Raw genomic sequence first — 19948 nt, forward strand, 5'->3', positions numbered from 1 at the left:
TTTATGAAACAGTTAATAGCCCTTAGTTTTGCTTTAGTTTTGCTGACTTCCTGCAGTCTAGACGATGACAATAATAGTAACTATAGCTTTGAAGTTTTACCCGTAGAGAGTGTTGATATCCCTACTGAATTTGTATTAGGTGAAACATACCCAATAACGGTAACCTATTTAAAACCCACAGCATGCCATGTATTTAAAGAATTTTATTATTCAAAAAATCTAAATGAACGTACTGTAGCCCCTGTAACATACGTTTATGGAAATGATAATTGCGAAACTTTGGATAATATTACAGAAGATGCTACTTTTAACTTTATAGTTACAAGTAATGGTTCTTACATTTTTAAATTTTGGCAAGGAGAAGATGAAGACGGAGAAGATCAATATCTTACAATTGAAGTGCCTGTAACCGAATAAATTTAAGTTTTAACTAACGCATGTTTAAATTGAGTTTGAATCAACTCATAGAAAATTGTAAAAATAATGATACTAAAGCGCAAAGTGAATTGTATAAACTCTTTTCGAGTAAACTTTTCTCTGTATGCTTAAAGTATTCAAGGAACTATGCCGAAGCGGAAGATAATTTACAAGACGCTTTTATAACAATTTTCAAAAAAATAAATCAATATAAAAACAAAGGCTCGTTTGAAGGTTGGCTTAAGCGGGTTACAATAAATACCGTTTTACAACAATATAGAAACGAAAAGGTTTTTGATATTATAAATGAAAATACTGTTGATGATGTTGAATTAGAAGTAGACGAAGATACACTATCTATCGACTATCTTTTACGAATCATTCAAGAATTGCCGGACAGATATCGATTGGTTTTTAACTTATATGTGTTAGATGGTTATTCACATAAAGACATAGCTGCTATGTTGGAAATAAATATAGGTACTTCAAAATCTAATTTAGCCCGTGCTAGACAAATTTTGAAACAAACCATTCAAGATTACAAAACAACACAAAGTTTACAATCATTATAAATGAGTGATAAAAAACATATAGATAGGTTATTTCAAGAACACTTTAAAGATTTTGAAGCGAGTCCTAGTGATGCCGTTTGGAAAAACATTGAAGCTGAACTTAACCAAGACAAGAAAAAACGCCGTATCATTCCAATATGGTGGCGTTATGGGGGTGTGGCAGCACTATTAGCACTGCTATTAACCATGGGAGGTACATATTTTTTCAATGAAGAAAACACAAACCCCATTCAAGTAGTTGATACTGAAGATAATCAAACTCGAAGTTCAAACATTTCTAACGACATTAAAGTAGCTGTTGAAAATGATAAACCTACACAAAATAATTTAGAAAATGGTTCTCAAAATAACGCTAAAGTTGTTGAGTCAAGCACAACTAAAATATTGTATGAATCATCCATAGTAAATACATCTTCTTCAACCAATAAAAATGAAAGTATCCATCAATCAGGTTTGCCTTCAAATAAAAAAGCGAATATAAAAAATAGTTTAACACCATCAATTAACAATGCTTTTGCTACAAATTCCCAAGGCAAATCCGAAAATAAAAATAAATCCATACATACAGCTGTGGTTAACAATTCAAAAAATACAGACGAAACACTTCAGACAAGTGGATCATTGATCAATACTCAAAAAGCCAAAGAATTAATTAGCAACGCTTCAAAAGACAACACTTCTATTGCAAAAATTGAAGATAAAGAAAAGAAAACTTTGACGATAGAAGAGGTCTTGGATAAAGATAAAGAGGTTGTTGAAAATGAAAAAAGCGCTAACAAATGGCGTATTACCCCAAACGCAGCACCTGTTTATTTTAATAGTTTGGGTGAAGGCTCATCTATAGACCCAGAGCTTAACGCCAACTCTAAAACGGGTGAAATCGGCATGAGTTATGGTATTAGTGCGAGCTATGCTGTTAACAATAAATTAAGCGTACGTTCGGGTATTAACAAAGTAAACTTAGGTTATAATACCAACAATGTCGTTATTTATCAACCGGTTGGTGCAAGTTCTAGTTCCCGTATGCTACAGAACGTTAATTCAAATTCAAATACTAAAAATTATGATGCTCCTAATAATAATATTTCGATTATTAGTGGAGAAACTTTAAGTGCAAAACCAGACTCTTTTTCCTCCACAAGCACTTCTATTAATCAGTCTTTAGGTTACATTGAAGTCCCTTTAGAAATTCAATACGCTCTAGTTAATAGTAAATTGGGGATTAACGTTATTGGAGGTTTTAGTTCGTTCTTTTTAAGTGACAATAAAGTGTTTTCTGAAGGTGAAACAGGACAAAGAGCCTTTATAGGTGAAGCAGATAATATAAATAAAATAAGTTACAGTGCTAATTTTGGAGTGGGTTTTAACTATCAAGTTTCTAAAAAAATAGATGTGAATTTAGAACCTATGTTTAAATATCAAATTAACACATTTAATGATACCTCTGGTAATTTTACACCATTTTTCATAGGTGTTTATACTGGATTCACCATTAAATTCTAGATTTTGGTTAATTCTAGGTATTGATTTTCATTAAGTTCGAAAATTAATGTCCAAAAAGACTGCTCTCCCCAGAGCAGTCTTTTTTATGTGTTAAATTTTTGCAGTTGTTTAAGGATTACTGTTCGTGCCTTTTCATTTAAAGCCTTTGTATCATGAGCTGTTAAATCATCGGTCAACAAAAATTCATGAATTTTTGCCCGCATTCTCCCTGGTCCACCACTAAAAAAGGTGTACGAAAGTCGTTTTTTATTGTCTGCAAAAGTAATGGGCACTATCGGAATGTGATGGTTAATCGCCAACCTAAAAGCACCGTCCTTAAATTCGTCTAACATAATATGTTCTTCTGGAACGCCCCCTTCAGGAAAAATACAAATACTAACTCCCGTTTTTAATCGTTTTTGAGCTCTTAAAAAAACGGCTTTTCTACTTTTTTCAGAACTTCTATCTACCAAAATACAAGTCCGTTTATAGAAAAACCCAAACAATGGAATTTTAGCCAATTCCTTTTTACCAACAAAAACAAAAGGGTTTTTAATTGAAACCAGCATGAGCATAATATCTGTCATTGAAGTGTGGTTAGCAATAAACATATAGCTTTTGCTTGTTTCAGGAGTTTGTTCACTTTCAATTTTCCACCGAAACCCCATGCCTATTAAAATAATTTTGGCCCAAAAACGAGCCAACTTAAAAAAATAGGGATACCACGATTCCTTTAAAATAGAGATTAAAAGTATGGGGAACATAATAAATATTGGCAATGCAACAAGTATGTAGAACCAAATGCGGTATAAAATCCAGAATAGATATTTAAATAACTTCATCGAACCCAAAAATACATAATTGTATTGAGCAATTCTATTAAAAAAATTACCTTTGTGGCTGTTTAAATTTTACGATTACTAATTAAAAAAGATTCCCATTTTCATGGGAATAAAAAAATGGCAAGAATACTTACAGGCATACAAAGTACAGGAACCCCACATTTAGGAAACATTTTAGGTGCATTGATGCCTGCCATAAAAATGGCTAATAGTCCTGAAAACGAATCGTTTTTGTTTATTGCCAACTTACATACTTTAACTCAAATTAAAGATGCCGAAACGTTAAGACAAAACACCTATTCGGTAGCAGCCACATGGTTAGCATTCGGGTTGGACATTGAAAAAACGGTGTTTTACAGACAAAGTGATGTGCCACAAACAACCGAATTATCGTGGTATTTAAGTTGCTTTTTTCCTTACCAACGTTTAACATTAGCCCATAGTTTTAAAGACAAAGCAGATAGATTGGAAGATGTAAATGCAGGGTTGTTTTCGTACCCCATGCTAATGGCCGCAGATATTTTATTGTATGATGCCGAAATAATTCCCGTAGGGAAAGACCAATTACAGCATATTGAAATGACACGTGATGTAGCATCTCGTTTTCATGCGAAAATGGGTGATGTTTTTGTATTACCTGAAGGAAAAGTGGAAGAAAACATCATGTTAATTCCAGGTACTGATGGTGAAAAAATGAGTAAAAGTAGAGATAATACCATCAATCTTTTTTTAGACGATAAAAAGTTACGCAAACAAATAATGACCATTCAAACAGATAGCACCCCGCTTGAAGAACCAAAAGATTGGAGTACTTGTAATTGTTTTGCTATTTATAATTTATTAGCAAGCGACGAACAAATTAAAACCATGAAAGCCAATTATGAAAATGGCAATTATGGTTACGGTCATGCTAAACAAGCTTTGTTTGAATTAATTGTTGAAAAATTTGCTATACAACGTGAGCGTTATACTTATTATATGAATAACTTGAACGAAGTTGATAAAGCATTAGCATTAGGTGCTGAAAAAGCTAGATTGGTGGCGGATGATGTTTTGAAACGTGTTCGTAAAAAGGTAGGGTATTAGAATGAAAAAACTTATTTGGTTTACTATTTTAATGAGTCTTTCTCAAGGGTTTGTAATTTTATCCCAATTACTGTCTGATAAAAGTAATCATTGGATTATAATGATAAGTGTTTTGATAATAATAGGAATATTTATTAACTTTTTGGTTGGATATAAAAAACTAAATAACCTCAAATAACTTTCCCGGTAACGGACGAACAACGCCTTTCAATTCCATATTCAATAATGCACTGGCTACTTTAAAAATTGGTAAATTGCAATTGATTGCAATCATGTCCAGCTGTTGCCTTTCATTGTCTTTTAAATGCTTATAAATTATTTTTTCAGTAGCGTCCAATTCAACAAATAATTGTTTTTGAATAGCTGGTTTACTTTCTTCCTCTAATTTCCAATTTAAAATATAGGGCACATCTAAAGCTGTAGTAAGCATATGCGCTTTTTGGTATTTTATTAAGTTATTGCAGCCGGCACTTTGTAAATCATTAATTCGACCTGGTACAGCAAACACATCGCGGTTATATGAATTGGCAATATCGGCGGTGACCAAGCTACCACCTTTTTCGGCTGATTCAATAACAATTGTTGCTTCGCTTAACCCGGCAATGACTCGGTTGCGTTTCAAGAAATTGTTTCTATCAAATGTATCGGTACTCCAAAAATCTGTAAAAAAACCACCATGCTTCTCTACATCAACCATATACTTTTTATGTCCAGCTGGGTAAATTTGATTAAGTCCGTGCGCTAAACAACCTATAGTTTGTAAATTATGCTTTAAGGCTGCCTTATGCGCCGTAATATCGGTTCCATAAGCAAACCCAGAAACAATAATCGGGTTATAAATAGCGAGTTTTTCTACCAATTCTTCGCAAAAAGCAATACCATTAGTCGTAATTTTTCTAGAACCCACAATACTAATAATACGTTGTTCCTTTAAATTAATATTCCCCGATTGAAATAACAAAATAGGACCATCAATACAATGTTTTAGTTTTTCGGGATAATTGCTTGCTTCAAAATGTAAAACCTTAATCTCATTTTCTTTAATAAAAGAAATTTCCTTTTCTGCTTCCTTTAAATGATGGGGTTTAAACAAATCGCCTAAAATAACACTCCCAATACCATCTATTTTAAGTAGATTTTGTTTCTTCTCTTTTAATACAGCTTCCGCAGAACCACAATGATTAATAAGTCGCTTAGCCGTTATATCTCCTATATTTGGCACATGTTGCAGCGCTAAAGTATATAGCAAATCATTTTCGATCATTGTATACAATTGATTTTGAAGTTAAAGAAAAGAATTTTTTACGATGTTAATAAATACTTCTTCGTAAATTTTATCCAAAAGTATATTTTTTTAACTTTGTTTTATGCAATTAGAAACCTACATAAGCGATTTACTCTATAGATATGAGTGTGTTACCATTCCTGAGTTTGGTGCATTTTTAACACAACGTACATCTGCAACGCTTGATGATGCTACAAATAGCTTTTATCCACCAAAAAAAATGGTGTCATTTAACGAGCAAATTCAAAAAAACGATGGCTTGTTGACACATTATATTGCCGATCTGGAGAAAATTCCTTACGAAGTTGCTAGTGAAAAAATTGCAAAACGTGTTAATAGTATAAAATCGTATTTAACACAAGGTGAAACCGTTACTTTTAAAAATATTGGTGATATTACTTTTAATGTTGAAGGTAAAATTTTATTTGAACCTATTTATCAACTCAATTATTTAACCGATTCTTTTGGTTTATCGCAATTAGTATCTCCAAAAGTTTCTCGTGAAGTTTATAAAGAAGAAGTTGAAGCTATTGAAAAAGTAATTCCACTAACAATTACTCCTGAAAAACGTAAAGCTAAACCGTATTTTAAATACGCTGCTGTCGCTTTAATAGCACTAACTTTAGGCGGATTGGTATCATCTAGATATTATATAGAACAAATTGAGAAACACAATCAAATAGCTCAGGAAAAAGCATTCCAACAACTAGATGCTAAAATAGAGCAAGCTACTTTTAACTTAAATCCGCTTCCTGCCATTACTTTAAATGTTACTAAACAATCTGGTAATTACCACGTGATTGCTGGTGCTTTTAGGGTTGAAGACAACTGCGAATTAATTATTAGTCAATTAAAAGCGCAAGGCTTTAATGCCAGAACCATTGGTGTAAACAAATATGGTTTACACGAAGTAGTATATGGTAGTTATGAAACCGCAGAAGAAGCTTTACAAATATTGCATAGTATTAGAAAAACCCACAACGAAGATGCTTGGTTGTTGGTTAAAGATCTAGACTTAGTTAACTAACTGTTGGCATTTGCTGTTGCCATAAATTATAATAGTGTTCTTTTTTAGAATATAATTCTTTATGTGAACCTTGTTCTAAAACTTTACCTTTATCTAAAACTACGATTAAATCAGCATTTATAACAGTACTTAATCGGTGAGCGATGATAATAATCGTTTTTTCTTTTTCTCGTAAATTATTAATTGTTTTTTGAATATAGTTTTCAGATTTACTATCTAAAGAAGAAGTTGCTTCATCTAAAACCAACATTTCAGGCTCTTTATACAACGCTCTTGCAATCGCAATACGTTGTTTTTGTCCTCCAGAAAGCGACGCGCCATTTTCGCCTAAATACGTTCCAAATCCATTTGGTAAAGCTTCTATAAATTCTAAAATGCCAATAGCCTTACATATTTCTATTATTTTTTCCATGTTTGGAGCAAATTCTCCAACTGCAATATTTTCGATAACGTTGCCTGCAAACAAATCAATTTTTTGAGGCACCACACTTACCAGTTCTCGCAAGCTTTCTGTATCAATATAATTCAAATCTAAATCGCCTATACTAATCTGTCCTTTTTGTATAGGGTAAATATTCTGTAATAAGGACATTAAAGTTGATTTCCCCGAACCACTTTCTCCAACAATAGCGGTAATTTTTCCCTTTGGAATTGTTAAACTAAAATCTTTAAAAACTTCAACCCGTGTTCCATATCTAAATTTCACATTTTTAAATGTGATGTCGCCGAGTTTTTCACGTGAAAGTATAATTTTATTTTCTGACTCTTCGCGCTCTAAATCCATGATTTCAAATAAACGGTCGGCAGCAATTAGTGCATTTTGTATTTGCTTATTAGCACCTATTAAACTAGTAACAGGCCCAGTGAAATAACCAACAATAGCATAAAACGATAAAAGTTCTCCAGCAGTTATTTCACGTTCAATAACAAAATAAGAACCACTCCATAATAGTATAATGGTAAAAAGTTGTGCAATAAACCCAGAACTCGTACCTGAAAATACCGAGTTTAAAGCCGATTTATAGCCTATATTTAATAAACTTATAAAACGTGTTTCTGTTTTAATATTCGCAAAACTTTCTAAGCCAAAACGCTTAATAGTACCAACAGAGTTTAACGATTCTACCAACTGACTTTCTAAATCGGCACTACGCTCCATAATAGTACGCTCAGTTTTTTTGTTTAGTCTATTAGTAATATAATAAATAAGTGCATAAAGTGGAATAACCAATAACATAATTAAAGCCAATTTCCAATAATAGAAAAACATCAATCCAAACGAAAATATAAGAATTAAAAAGTTTACGGTTAAACTTAACGATACACCATTTATAAACGCACGAATTTTAACGGCATCGTTAATTCTAGAGATAATTTCACCCACACGCATGGTATCAAAAAACTGTTGCGGGAGTTTTAGCAAATGTTTATAATAGCCTAAAATGAGGCGCGCATCAATTTGTTGCCCCGTTTTTATTAAAAATACATCTTTAAAAATGCCTATTATAACTTGTAGTACTAATAAGCAAACCATTATTACGCCTAAAAGGTTTAATAGTTTTGTGTTACCACCAACTAAAACAAAATCGGTCAATTTTTGTATGTAAATAGAAGTTGAAAAGCCCAACAAAGTATAAACCATAGCACCAACTAACGCTTGTATTAAAACAAATTTGTGGGGTTTTAATAAAAACCAAAACCGTTTATAAATAGATACTTTTTCATTACCAGCCACAAAATCCTCTTGAGGCATTAATAGTACTAAAACGCCTGTCCATTCTTTGGTAAATTCTTCGTGAGTTTTTTTATGGAGTTTACCAGTACCAGGATCCATAATGGTTATATGGGTTTTTGTAACCTCATAAATAACTACAAAGTGGTGCAACCGTTCTTTTACAATAATGTGAGCTATGGCGGGTTTTGGTATTTTAAATAAACTATCAAAATCACCACGAACACCTTTGGCTTCAAAACCCAGTTTTTGTGCCGCTTCTAGCAGCCCTAAAACGTTGGTGCCTTTTTTATCTGTGCCAGCGTATTGACGAATACGTGCAATAGGTATTTGTAAGTTGTAGTGTGCAGCTATGGATGCTAAACAGGCTGCGCCACAATCTGTAATATCATGTTGTTTTATGGTTGTTTTTGCCATTGTAGGTGTTTATAAGGCAATAATAGGAGCGTTCACTGCAAGAAAATTGCAGTGAGGAAGAAAATTATAGATTACGAACTTTTTTACACTCGTAATAATATAAGACAGAGAAGCCTACATAAATCAATTTGGTATTATATTTAAAAGGCATAAAATAGAGTTATGGAACATATGAAGGAATAAAGCGAGTATAAAACTATGCTTTAACCGGGCATAACTCAAAAGCACACCAAAAATCAACTGAGTTGAAATTAAAAAAGGAATGAAAAAATAATGAGAAAGTTCGTGGTAAGTATAATTTAAACTGTGTATAAGCCCGAATGTTAAAATATTATAATATATATAAATATTATGATTTTTTGTAAAAAATGATATGGCTTTATCATTTAAAATCACATATAAAAACAAACTTAAAATAAAAATAAAGACTATTCTATAAAAAAAGGATAGTATTAATATTTTGAAAACAAATAAACATAATATTATTTGACAACTTAAACTGAGGGAAAGGTTTCGTCTACTTATTTTTATTCCTAACCTAAATGTACACTCTTCAATTATTGGGGCAATAAAAATCAAGATTTGCCAACGATTAAAATATGGGTTAGAAATTATATTCTGATTTTTATATACGACAGAATAATCTTCAAACATATTCAAAAACAATAAATTTAAAATTCCAAATCCGAAAACTGTCAAAAAATCAAATTTTAGAACTAAAAAAATTACATCTTTTAGTGTTTTTATACTTCTGTTTTCAACAGTTTTTTTGGGGTTTTTTAAAAATGTAATTATTTTGTCCATAAAAATTAAAAATAAACAAAAAAGTTGTAAAAATAGCTACTGTTTTTACAACCTTTTTTATACTAAATCTATCGGTATTTTTAAAAAATAGCTTTTGCAACCATATGGACAGCAGCTACTGCACTACCAACTATAACTCCAGTTATATAACCGGCACGGCGTACTATTTCATCAAAAAAACCTCCTTCTATTGTTAATAAATCCTCTTTGTTCAATTCCGTTACTCTATAAGTTTCTAGTATCATAATTTTTTTTATTAATCATTATTAAAAATTATCTGTAGTATGCACCAGCTGCGGCATTTGCACCTTCACTAAACCCGTCAGCAAATACCCCCATTAGTCTAATGCTTTCACATGCGAGTGCAGCTGCATATTCCCACAATTTGTAGCCTCCGTCAACATTTAATAATTCTGTTTGGGTCATAACATCAACACCAAAATTCTCTAAATTTTTCATAAAAATAAAATTTTAATTGCCTGCTACGGCAGGCGGGTTAAACATTTGTTTTTTGTATTATAATGTTTACGATACTGTATAGACAGATTACTTCGGTCGTACCTCCCTCGTAATGACGCTAACATTACAAACTTATCAAAACTAAAAGCGGTTACGTCTAACCTCCTTACTGAGTCCAGTATTATAATTTCGATTTAGCTAATGTAAAAGCGTTCACTGCACAAACCTTGCAGTAAGGTGTTTTTCTTTAAAAAATAACTGCCACCAAACACTTGTATAATCTCGTTATTACTTAAAGCGGTTACCGAGATGTTTACTTGCAATTCAAAGTCCCCATCGTAATAATAAGTATTAGTTAAACGATTATATGAAATAGGTGCTGTTAAATCTTTTAATTGTTCCATAAGTTTATAAAGTGACCGCTCACTAATATTCATATAATCCGCCAACTCCTTTGGAGCTCCAGTATTTTCTTGAGAAATACGTTGGTGTAATTGTTGTAAGCGTTCTAAGTTTTTTAGGTTTTTCATTCCTCTCTGTCTTTCAGACATCTCTCCTAAGGAGAGAAATCAATTTTTAAATTAAACTTTATATTTCATTATCACTTATACTAGCTTCACTAGCGACCTTCTATACAGAATATATTCTGCATCTCTGTAATTCTCATTGTGGTATATTAATTAATACTTACAATTTCTTTTTGGCTTGGGTTTACCCAATCGTCTACTTTATCGTACAACAAATCAAAAAGAGTGCGTTCTGCCAATTTAAATTGAGCGTTAAGTGTCATCCCTTTTTTTAATTCGCCTTCAAACCCGTTTTTAAGTTTTAATGTTTTTTGGTTAATATGGCACTGCACTTTAAATACCGATGTGTTTTCTATAAACTCAATATCTTTTCCTATATCTGTAATATTGCCACTTGCCAAACCCCATTGGTTATAGTTATACGCATCTATTTGAAAGTTGACTGGATTATTTACTTTTAATAACCCAATATCTTGCGGATTTATAAAACATTCTACCAATAAACTTGTGTTGGGGGAAATATCTACAAAGGGTTGCCCCGAACTTAAAAAACTACCTTTTTCTACACTCATGGCGTTAATTAATATACCTGTTATGGGAGCTGTTACTAGGTATTGTGATTTATTATCTTGTAATTGTAGTTCTTTGCTTTCAAATTCTAATAGACTATTTTTGTATTCTGTTAAGCTTGCTTGCCACGTATTACGCTGCTGCTGCTTTAATTGATTGATATTACTTATTGCTAAATCATATTCAAATTTTGAGTTTTCAAACTCTACTTTAGCAATCACTTCTTTTTTATAAAGCAATGTATTTCTATCGTAGTCTTGTTTTAATTTTTTAAATCGGGTTTGTAGTTCATGCATTTTTTGCTGATACAATAAATATTCTTTTGTGTACTTAGGTGATTGTATTTGGTTTAAGCTAACATATTTGTTTTCTACTAAATAAGTTAAATCTTCAATAAACAGGCTTAAGTCTTGTATTTGTTGTGCAGATAGTTTTAGTTTTTCATTTATAATGGTATTGTCTAACACCAACAAAGTGTCGCCTATATGTACCAATCTATTGTTCTTTAAATGAGCCGAAATTATTTTTCCAGAATTTAATGACGTTACAGATAGACGTTCTTTATCTGGTTTTATAATACCCCTTGCCGAAGTGTAAATATCTACTTTAATAAAAGGTAATAAAACAAGCATAATAAGCACCGATGATAATATAAAGCTATATATTACTTTACTTTTAGAACTGTGGTTAAATTGATGGACTTCTATGGTATTGTCAATAATCTCTTTGGGGAATATTTGTTTCATTCGTAGGCAATAAATTAATTAAAATATTGAATGAATTATTTACCTTTCAAATATCAAAAAAAAAAAACCAATTCTTACAAAATAATTATGTGCTTTTTGTTGATTTTTATTGATTTACAACAATGTTGTTGTGGGTTTTCCGTAAAAATTGAAATTTCATAAATTTTTACTTTATCTTATATTTTGTAATACTGTAAAATCTTAAAAATCCTTTTACCTTTGCAGCATAATTAAACATATTGTGATGCAAGCTAAAACACCCGAACAATCTAAAACGATTCTTACCGATATGGTTTTGCCTGGTGAAACCAATGCGCTAAACAACCTATTTGGTGGTGAATTATTGGCACGTATGGATAGAGCTGCCAGTATTGCTGCAAGACGCCATTCTAGATATATTGTAGTAACCGCCTCAGTAAATCATGTCGCTTTTAATAAAGCCGTGCCCTTAGGTAGTGTGGTAACTGTTGAAGCTAAAGTATCCCGTGCTTTTAAAACCTCAATGGAAGTGTTTATAGATGTTTGGATTGAAGACCAAATATCAGGTGAAAGAACAAAAGCCAACGAAGGTATTTATACATTTGTGGCGGTTGATGATACTGGGAAGCCTGTATTAGTACCTCAAGTATTTCCTGAAACAGAATTAGAAAAACAACGTTTTGAAGCTGCTCTAAGACGTAAACAATTAAGTTTATTGCTCTCTGGGAAAATAAAACCCAGTGAAGCTACTGAACTAAAGGCTTTATTTGAATAATTCTCTAATCTAAAAAACGCCACTTAAAACACTAAAGTTCCTGTATTCGCAGGAATTTACATTTTAAAAACCCATGATGCTGGGTTTTCGGTAGATGTTCCTTTAGATATTGAAAAACTTAAAATAGTTTCACCATTTGATGAATTCGTGAATACTTCACCTATAACTTGCTTAGTACTTACTTTGTCACCTTCTTTTACATAAACCGTTGAGAGGTTTTTATATAAGGTTAAGTAATCACCATGACGAATCATCACAATGGGATTTACGTTTTTCATTTTAAGCACTGCGCTTACTTCACCATTAAAAACAGCACGTACTTTAGCACCTTTTTCGGTAGCTATACGAACCCCATTACTTTTAATAGTTAAGGAATTATCAATGGGATGTGGTTGTGTGCCATAACCAAGTGTTACATAGCCTTTTTCAACAGGCCAAGGCAGTTTGCCTTTGTTCGCTACAAAATTAGCTGCTAGTACTTTTTCTTCTGCTGTTAAAGCAAAATTTAAGGTACTCGCAACACTAGTATTTCCCGCTTTTTTATTCGATTTGGCAATTGCTTCTTTTATAATACGATCTATTTCAGCATCGATTTTATCGGCTTCTTGTTGTTTTTGCTTTATTTGAGCAGCATAAACAGATAGATTTTTTTTAATAGACTTCATTAATTCTTCATGCTGTTTACGCTCAGCTTCTAAAGTTTTTTGAACCTCTCTGTTTTCAGCTATAAGTTTTTTCTTTGTTTCTTGTTGTTTCAACAAGTTCAAATTAGTTGCTTGTAATTCGGCTGTTTTTGCTTTAATCGTTTCTCCTTGTTCCTTTTGATGGTCCGTATACTGCTTCATATACTGCAAACGCTTGTAGGCTTGTTTAAAATCGTTCGCAGAGAGCAAAAACATAATCCTGCTTTGTTGATTTTTACTTTTATAGGACTTCACCATCATAGCGGCGTAATCTGCCTTTAAAACCTTTAATTCGTCTCTTAAATTCGTTATTTTTCTTTGGTTATAATTAATATCACGAGTTAATAAATTAGCTTGTTGGTTGGTAACCTTAATCAAATTATCTAACACATTTATTTTGTGTTTAAAATCTTGAATTAAGGTTAATTGCGACTTTTCTTTACTCTGATTTTCTGCACGCAATTTGGCAATTTTCTGAATTTCTAAACGAAGTTCTTGTCTACGTGCCTCCAGTTCCTGTTGTTTGGCACTTTGAGAAAACACAAAAACACTACAAAACAAAAAGCTTAGTAGTAATACTATTTTATATGGTTGATTACTTTTTAACATTTAAAGTTTTATTTCTTTAAAACCTGAAGGTATTTTGTATGGAAAATTTAAATCTTCATTTAAAGTAATGCCTTTAAATTCTAAGTCTATAACCGTTTTATTGTCCGCTTCAGTAGCAATAACTTTTATATTTTCTGGCAGTGTTTGCTTTTCTACTTCTTGGTACGTTAAATAATCTATTTGCAAATGTCTTAACTCTTTTGGTTGTGATACTTGCTGCGATTTTATTTTAAAATGAACAGGATCTAACAAAAATAAAATTTCAAATAGTTCACGTTGTTGCTTTGGTTGAAGCATGTATGCATCATTTGTAACCGAAACATCATAAGTGTTTGCATTCAAATTGAAAATAGGGTCTCCTAATAATAAATTTTGAACCTTTTGAAAATCTAATTCAGTACCCAATAAATCACTTAAATATTTGTAATCACCTTCAAAATAGGTGTTATCTAATTTATTATAGAAACTTACTTTTTCGGGTGTAATTAGTGCTTTTACTACTGAAAACATGGCGCTTATCCAAAGCACTTCATCTTTCTTTGCTCTAAGATTTACTGTATAAGACTGCTCTTTACCATCTTGAGCATAGGTTATTTTAAGCCTCGATTGTAACGTTTTAAAGTCTGGTGTTTTTTTAGCGTTTTCTCTTAAAAGCTGTTTAGTGTTTAAATTTAAATTTGCTTCACCGCCACCAATGGTTTTAGAAGCTTTACAATGACATATCAAAAAAAATAAAAATAATAAAACGATGTACTTAAGTAAATTCATTAATTTGAGGTTTCTAATTGTTTTGCTTTATCACTAAACGTTTTTGCCTTCGCTGTATTGTTTAATAAAATGTAGGCTGTACTTAATTGATTGTAAAAATCGATTTCCATTTTGTTATCATCAATAATATAATCTAGTCCTGCTTCCAAAACATCAACTGCTTTTTGGGCTTGGTTTAATTGGTTTAATGCAACCCCATTAATTAAATAAAATAATGGTTGTGCTGGATATTTTTGAAGTACCTCATTACTCTTTTTCTCTGCTACATTAAACTTTTGCAAATCTATGTAAAGTAACAATACATTTCGAAGTACATTAAAATTATCTGTATCAATTTTTAGTGCCGCTTCAAAATATTCTAAAGCCTTTGGTTTATTGCTTTTTGATAAATAATATTGACCCAGTTCTATAAGGGTTTTACTGTTTTTGCTATTCCCTACTAAGGTTGTTGCTTCAACTAAATCGGCTTCGTATTGTGGATTTTTGCCAACAAACTGAACAAAATCAGTAAGCACTTTAAGCTTTGCTTCAGGTTTTATCTCTGGGCTTTTAATTACAATTTTCATCGATTCAATAGCCTTTTGAGCATTATTATCATCTAAATAAAACTTGTATAAAGCTAAATGAACAATTTGTGAATTGGGGTTAGTTTTCAGCAACTCTTTAGCTGTTTCAAATGCTTTTTCCTTTTCATTATTTTCGCTATAACGGAAGATAAGTTGCAGGTAATTAGATTCTTTATCCGGATTATCTTCTAAACGCGCTTCTAAATTTTTAATCTGATCCTTTTTACGTCCCGTAGCCTCATAAATTTGATTCCGCATGATGTCTCTGGCTACCGAAACACCAAATTCAGCATCTAATTCATCCAAAATTTTTAAAGCATCTTTATACTCTTTTGTTTTTACGTACAATGCCGCTAAATTCTCTTTATAATCGGAGTGAAATTTCACCAATTGCTTAACGGTTTTAATGGCTTTGTCATACTCATTTTGTTCCATGTAAAACCCATATAACACGTCTAAAAACCACTCGTTATTGGGATCTTTATTTACGGCTTTTTTTAAGGCATCTTCGGCAGCTCCAAAATTTTTGAGTTTATTGTAATTTTTACCTAACTCAAAATATAAAACAGGCACAGAATTATCTAGTTCAATACATTTTAAAAGTGCAGAAACCGAACGATCGTAATTTTCAATGCCCTTTTGAGTTAAAGCTTCGTAAAATAACTCTTGAAATGTATCTTCAACATTCCCTAAATCGTCTTCAGGCTTTTTATTAAAATCTACTTGTGCATGATTCGTCTGCGGAAATATTAGAATTCCGAAGAGCAAGATAAGTATGTAGATTTTTTGTTTCATATAAGACTGATACTATTATTTTATTTGAGCGTTACCACAAGGGTCGGGCTTTTTGCTATATCTTTTTTGCTTTTGATGGCAAAAAAGGATGCCGCTTCAATCCCTAACGCACCTATTGCCTGCACTTTGTTAATGCAAAAGTTATTCCAACTCATTTACAATGAGATCTCGAATTTAATTCGAATTCACTCAGTATAAATTTAGGAATTATTCTAAAACGGAATAATCACCTATACTAATACTGGTAAACTTTCCATCAAACTTCACATGATTACCAATCATCGCTTCATCTAAATTGGCATTTTTGATACTTGTATTGGTTTGTATTAAACTATTTTTAATGGTTGAATTTTCAATAATACTGTGATCTCCAATAGACACATTAGGGCCCACCGTACTGTTTTTAAGCACCACGTTTTCTCCAATAAAACATGGTTCAATAATTTTTGAACCTTCTAATTTTACTGATGAAGCCACTAATTGCTCTTCACCATCTGCTTTTAAAAACCCTAACATTCTGGTGTTGGTTTCAACAGTAATAGCTTTGTTACCGCAATCCATCCACTCATCAACAGTTCCTGTTTTAAATACCTTACCATCTGCCATCATACGTTTTATACCATCATTAATTTGGTATTCACCCCCATTGGTAACGTTTTCATCTAAAATTTGTTGTAGTTTTTCTTTTAAAATGGATACATCTTTAAAATAATAAATACCTATTACGGCTTGGTCACTTACGAAGCTTTCTGGTTTTTCAACTAACTCAACAATCTCTTGGTTCGCATTTAATTTTACAACACCATAAGCTTCAGGGTTTTCAACCTGTTTCGTCCAAATAACGCTGTCGGCTGTTGGGTCTAAATCGAATTCAGCTCGAATTAGGGTATCAGCATAAGCAATTACAGCAGGCCCCGATAAAGATGGTTTTGCACACATAATAGCATGTCCTGTCCCTAAAGGTAAATCTTGGCGATAAATAGATGCTTTGGCACCTAAATCGGTTGCTAATTTCTTTAAACTCTCCACAACATCGTCACCAAAAAAAGCAGGATCACCTAATACAAAAGCAATTTCTTCAATAGGTTGCTTTAATACTTTCGCAATGTCTTTTACCAAACGATGTACGATAGGCTGACCCGCAACAGGAATTAAAGGTTTTGGTACGGTTAAACTGTGGGGGCGCAAACGAGAACCCCGTCCTGCCATTGGTACTATTATTTTCATTCTTCTTCCTAAACCTCTCCAAGGAGAGGGATTTTTTATTAGAATTAATATTTATTTATAGCTCTTAATCTCTCCAAAGGGGAGAAACTATTATGTTAAACTTTCTACAAATAATTTTATACGTTTAAGTTTTCCCTTTTGGGAAATCAACGGGATTAATTATTTTGTTCCTGTACTTCCAAAACCACCTTCACCTCTAACAGTTTCTGAAAGTTCTTCTACGGCAATCCATTCAGCACGATCATGTTTAGCGATTACTAATTGCGCAATACGTTCGCCATTATGTACAATAAAATCTTCATTTGAAAGATTCACTAAAATCACACCTACTTCACCTCTGTAATCGGCATCAATAGTTCCAGGAGCATTTAAAACGGTAACCCCTTTTTTTGCAGCCAAACCACTTCGAGGGCGCACTTGTGCCTCATAACCTATTGGTAATTCTATGAACAAGCCTGTTCCTACGATGCTACGCTCTAAAGGTTTTAATATTCTTGATTCTGATAAATTAGCTCTTAAATCCATTCCTGCCGATGCCTCCGTTTCATAATGTGGCAAAGCATGATTCGATTTGTTTATAATTTTTATTTTCATATTATCGTTTTAACAATCGTTTTAGTTCTCTTTTCTCAAACATCATTACACTCCCCAAAAATAAGAAAACTAAAAAAGTATTAATGTAATAATTAGCATTTGTATTTAATGCAATGATAGATAGTATAATTGCTAACACAAGATATCCTAGAATTTTCTTGAGATCGTACGGAACCATATAGTGTTTTTGACCAATTGCATAAGACAGCACCATCATAACACCATAAGCTGCCAAAGTTGCCCAAGCCGATGCTATAAAGCCCATATTTTCAATTAAATATATATTTAAAACAACAGTAATTACAGCACCTACTATAGATAAGTACATTCCATATCTTGTTTTATCGGTTAGTTTGTACCAAATGGCTAAATTAAAATAGATGCCTAAGCATAAGTTTGCCAGTAATACTATTGGCACTATAGAAATGGCTTGCCAATAACTTTCGTCTTTAACCAATATTATTTTAAAAATATCTAAATATGAAATAATGAAAACTAACATGAAACTACCCACAATTACGAAATACTTCATAATTAACGCATAAGTTTCCTTAGCGTTTATTTCTTTAGAATGTGAAAAGAAAAATGGTTCTGCTCCTAAACGAAATGCTTGAACAAAAATAGTCATAAACATAGCTATTTTGTAACAACCACTATAGGCACCGTTTATGTCTTTTCCTAATAAATAGGGTAAAATCCATTTATCAAAATTTTCATTAATTACATAAGCTAAACCAGCCACCATGATTGGCCAACCATAATTTAAAAATTGTTTAAATAGCCGTTTGCTAAACTCTAATTTCGTTTTAAAAAAATAAGGTAAAAGCAATAAAAAAGTAACCAAACTTGCTATAAAATTGGCTATAAAAATATATTGAACCAAGTCGGAATTGTCGTAATAAGGAACGCTTATGTTAAACTTTGGTATGGCCCACAAGAAGAAATAATTAAGTAAAACATAAATTAAAATATTAGCAATTTTTATGGCTCCAAATTTAATAGGTCTCCCTGTGGCTCTCAAATAAGCAAATGGTGCTACCACAAGCGTATCTAAAACCAATAAGCCTAAAAGTAAATTAAAATATTTTTGGGAAATATTCAACCAAACTGAAAGCTGCTGATTAAATGCAAGTACCACAATTAAAAATAATAGTGTTGTTACTGTTAAACTTATAAAAGTGGTTGAAAACACAGTGTTTTTCTCTTCAGATTTATTAAAAAATCTAAAAAAAGCAGTTTCCATTCCATAGGTTAACAGAACATTGAAAAAAGCTGCATAGACATAAAAAGTTGTATTATCAGAATAGCTTGTAGTTTCTAATGTTCCAGTATGAAGAGGTACCAACAAAAAGTTCATTAAGCGAGGTAAAACCGTTGCTAATCCATAAATAATAGTGTCTTTAAAAAACTTTTTTAATACGCTCAAAGGAGTTTGTTTTTAAGCTGTTAAAAATACGTTTTTAGCCAATGCAAACCAAAGATAAATTATTGGTTCCTAGACCATGTTCTACTAAACTATAAAGCTTATTTTTTATTGATATTTTCAATTTTAAAATATTTTACTTTATCAGAAGTTTTATAACTCACGATACATACATTTTCTTTAAGTTGAAAAGGTGACTTTTTTGTCAATACAGGAACTTTGTTTCCATATTCTCTATAAGGTTCATGGCTCATGATAATATCATTTTTAAGCTTGGTTCTGTTCTCAAACCTACCTATATATACTGAATTACTTTTAAGTTTCAATTTGGTTTGTTTTCCGTGAAAATAAACACTGTCAAATTCAATATTTTTAGGATTCTTTTCAATGCTTATAAAAATATTTATTCCCGAAACATCTGCTTTTGAGTCCAATGACCATTCTTGGTAATATACCTCTCCTAACTCAAATGATACCTTGGTTTCAAATTCTTTACCAGTTGCACATTGTGAAAAAATAACAAACATAAAAAGTAAGGAAAATGGGTTTTTGAATAATTTCAT

At 31.8% G+C, this 19948-nt stretch carries 20 protein-coding genes; 6 read left to right on the plus strand and 14 right to left on the minus strand.

The features are described from left to right. The first annotated feature begins 3 nt into the window (after positions 1 to 3). From QLS71_RS06565 to QLS71_RS06575, 3 genes are read left to right on the plus strand one after another with little or no spacing between them, the layout of a single operon-like run. Positions 4 to 417, plus strand: coding sequence for a hypothetical protein (locus QLS71_RS06565; RefSeq protein WP_308991829.1), 414 nt, complete (start codon positions 4 to 6; stop codon positions 415 to 417). A 29-nt stretch (positions 418 to 446) separates the two neighbouring features. Then, positions 447 to 989, plus strand: coding sequence for an RNA polymerase sigma factor (locus QLS71_RS06570; protein ID WP_308991874.1), 543 nt, complete (start codon positions 447 to 449; stop codon positions 987 to 989). Continuing rightward, a complete protein-coding gene (locus tag QLS71_RS06575; protein WP_308991828.1) occupies positions 990 to 2492 on the plus strand; it encodes a hypothetical protein in 1503 nt (500 codons plus the stop codon). It begins immediately after the preceding gene. Positions 2493 to 2575: 83 nt separating this feature from the next. On the opposite strand, the gene QLS71_RS06580 is transcribed toward QLS71_RS06575, so the two are convergent. After that, a complete protein-coding gene (locus QLS71_RS06580; protein ID WP_308991827.1) occupies positions 2576 to 3313 on the minus strand; it encodes a lysophospholipid acyltransferase family protein in 738 nt (245 codons plus the stop codon). 117 nt (positions 3314 to 3430) lie between these two features. On the opposite strand from QLS71_RS06580, the gene trpS reads away from it, so the two are divergent. Continuing rightward, complete coding sequence (gene trpS, locus QLS71_RS06585) at positions 3431 to 4399, plus strand: tryptophan--tRNA ligase (RefSeq protein WP_308991826.1); 969 nt, start codon at positions 3431 to 3433, stop codon at positions 4397 to 4399. A gap of 160 nt (positions 4400 to 4559) precedes the next feature. Here the strand turns inward: trpS and dprA are convergent, their stop codons facing one another. Then, positions 4560 to 5663 (minus strand): DNA-processing protein DprA, encoded by a 1104-nt coding sequence (gene dprA / locus QLS71_RS06590; RefSeq protein WP_308991825.1) that lies wholly within the window; start codon positions 5661 to 5663, stop codon positions 4560 to 4562. Between the two features lie 103 nt (positions 5664 to 5766). Here dprA and QLS71_RS06595 point away from each other — a divergent pair, with 103 nt between their 5' ends. Further along, entirely contained in the window at positions 5767 to 6711 is a 945-nt protein-coding gene (locus QLS71_RS06595) for an SPOR domain-containing protein (RefSeq protein ID WP_308991824.1), read from the plus strand. On the opposite strand, the gene QLS71_RS06600 is transcribed toward QLS71_RS06595, so the two are convergent. The 5 genes from QLS71_RS06600 to QLS71_RS06620 all read right to left on the minus strand — a co-directional run bounded on the left by QLS71_RS06600 (position 6704) and on the right by QLS71_RS06620 (position 11966). Beyond that, positions 6704 to 8860 carry a peptidase domain-containing ABC transporter gene (locus QLS71_RS06600; protein WP_308991823.1) on the minus strand — a complete coding sequence of 719 codons (2157 nt, stop codon included), beginning with the start codon at positions 8858 to 8860 and terminating at the stop codon, positions 6704 to 6706. The genes QLS71_RS06595 and QLS71_RS06600 overlap by 8 nt on opposite strands. An 884-nt stretch (positions 8861 to 9744) precedes the next feature. Then, entirely contained in the window at positions 9745 to 9909 is a 165-nt protein-coding gene (locus QLS71_RS06605; protein WP_308991822.1) for a hypothetical protein, read from the minus strand. 28 nt (positions 9910 to 9937) lie between these two features. Beyond that, positions 9938 to 10123 (minus strand): hypothetical protein, encoded by a 186-nt coding sequence (locus QLS71_RS06610; protein ID WP_308991821.1) that lies wholly within the window; start codon positions 10121 to 10123, stop codon positions 9938 to 9940. 194 nt (positions 10124 to 10317) lie between these two features. Continuing rightward, positions 10318 to 10653 carry an HTH domain-containing protein gene (locus QLS71_RS06615; RefSeq protein WP_308991820.1) on the minus strand — a complete coding sequence of 112 codons (336 nt, stop codon included), beginning with the start codon at positions 10651 to 10653 and terminating at the stop codon, positions 10318 to 10320. 146 nt (positions 10654 to 10799) lie between these two features. Then, complete coding sequence (locus QLS71_RS06620; RefSeq protein WP_308991819.1) at positions 10800 to 11966, minus strand: HlyD family efflux transporter periplasmic adaptor subunit; 1167 nt, start codon at positions 11964 to 11966, stop codon at positions 10800 to 10802. Positions 11967 to 12210: 244 nt separating this feature from the next. Here QLS71_RS06620 and QLS71_RS06625 point away from each other — a divergent pair, with 244 nt between their 5' ends. Beyond that, a complete protein-coding gene (locus tag QLS71_RS06625) occupies positions 12211 to 12720 on the plus strand; it encodes an acyl-CoA thioesterase (RefSeq protein WP_308991818.1) in 510 nt (169 codons plus the stop codon). Positions 12721 to 12776: 56 nt separating this feature from the next. On the opposite strand, the gene QLS71_RS06630 is transcribed toward QLS71_RS06625, so the two are convergent. The 7 genes from QLS71_RS06630 to QLS71_RS06660 all read right to left on the minus strand — a co-directional run bounded on the left by QLS71_RS06630 (position 12777) and on the right by QLS71_RS06660 (position 19948). Next, positions 12777 to 14012, minus strand: a complete 1236-nt coding sequence (locus QLS71_RS06630; protein ID WP_308991817.1) for a peptidoglycan DD-metalloendopeptidase family protein — start codon at positions 14010 to 14012, stop codon at positions 12777 to 12779. After that, entirely contained in the window at positions 14013 to 14780 is a 768-nt protein-coding gene (locus QLS71_RS06635) for a DUF4292 domain-containing protein (protein WP_308991816.1), read from the minus strand. Then, a complete protein-coding gene (locus QLS71_RS06640; RefSeq protein ID WP_308991815.1) occupies positions 14780 to 16141 on the minus strand; it encodes a tetratricopeptide repeat protein in 1362 nt (453 codons plus the stop codon). Before QLS71_RS06640 ends, QLS71_RS06635 begins: the two co-directional genes overlap by 1 nt. A gap of 207 nt (positions 16142 to 16348) precedes the next feature. Then, on the minus strand, positions 16349 to 17368 hold the full coding sequence (locus QLS71_RS06645; RefSeq protein ID WP_308991814.1) for a sugar phosphate nucleotidyltransferase: 1020 nt from the start codon (positions 17366 to 17368) through the stop codon (positions 16349 to 16351). 159 nt (positions 17369 to 17527) lie between these two features. Beyond that, entirely contained in the window at positions 17528 to 17962 is a 435-nt protein-coding gene (dut, locus tag QLS71_RS06650; protein ID WP_308991813.1) for a dUTP diphosphatase, read from the minus strand. A gap of 1 nt (position 17963) precedes the next feature. Then, the gene (locus QLS71_RS06655; protein ID WP_308991812.1) at positions 17964 to 19388 is read right to left on the minus strand and encodes an oligosaccharide flippase family protein; all 1425 of its coding nucleotides are present in this window, start codon (positions 19386 to 19388) and stop codon (positions 17964 to 17966) included. 98 nt (positions 19389 to 19486) lie between these two features. Beyond that, entirely contained in the window at positions 19487 to 19948 is a 462-nt protein-coding gene (locus QLS71_RS06660) for a hypothetical protein (RefSeq protein ID WP_308991811.1), read from the minus strand.

Source organism: Mariniflexile litorale (assembly GCF_031128465.2).
GTDB classification, from domain to species: domain Bacteria; phylum Bacteroidota; class Bacteroidia; order Flavobacteriales; family Flavobacteriaceae; genus Mariniflexile; species Mariniflexile litorale.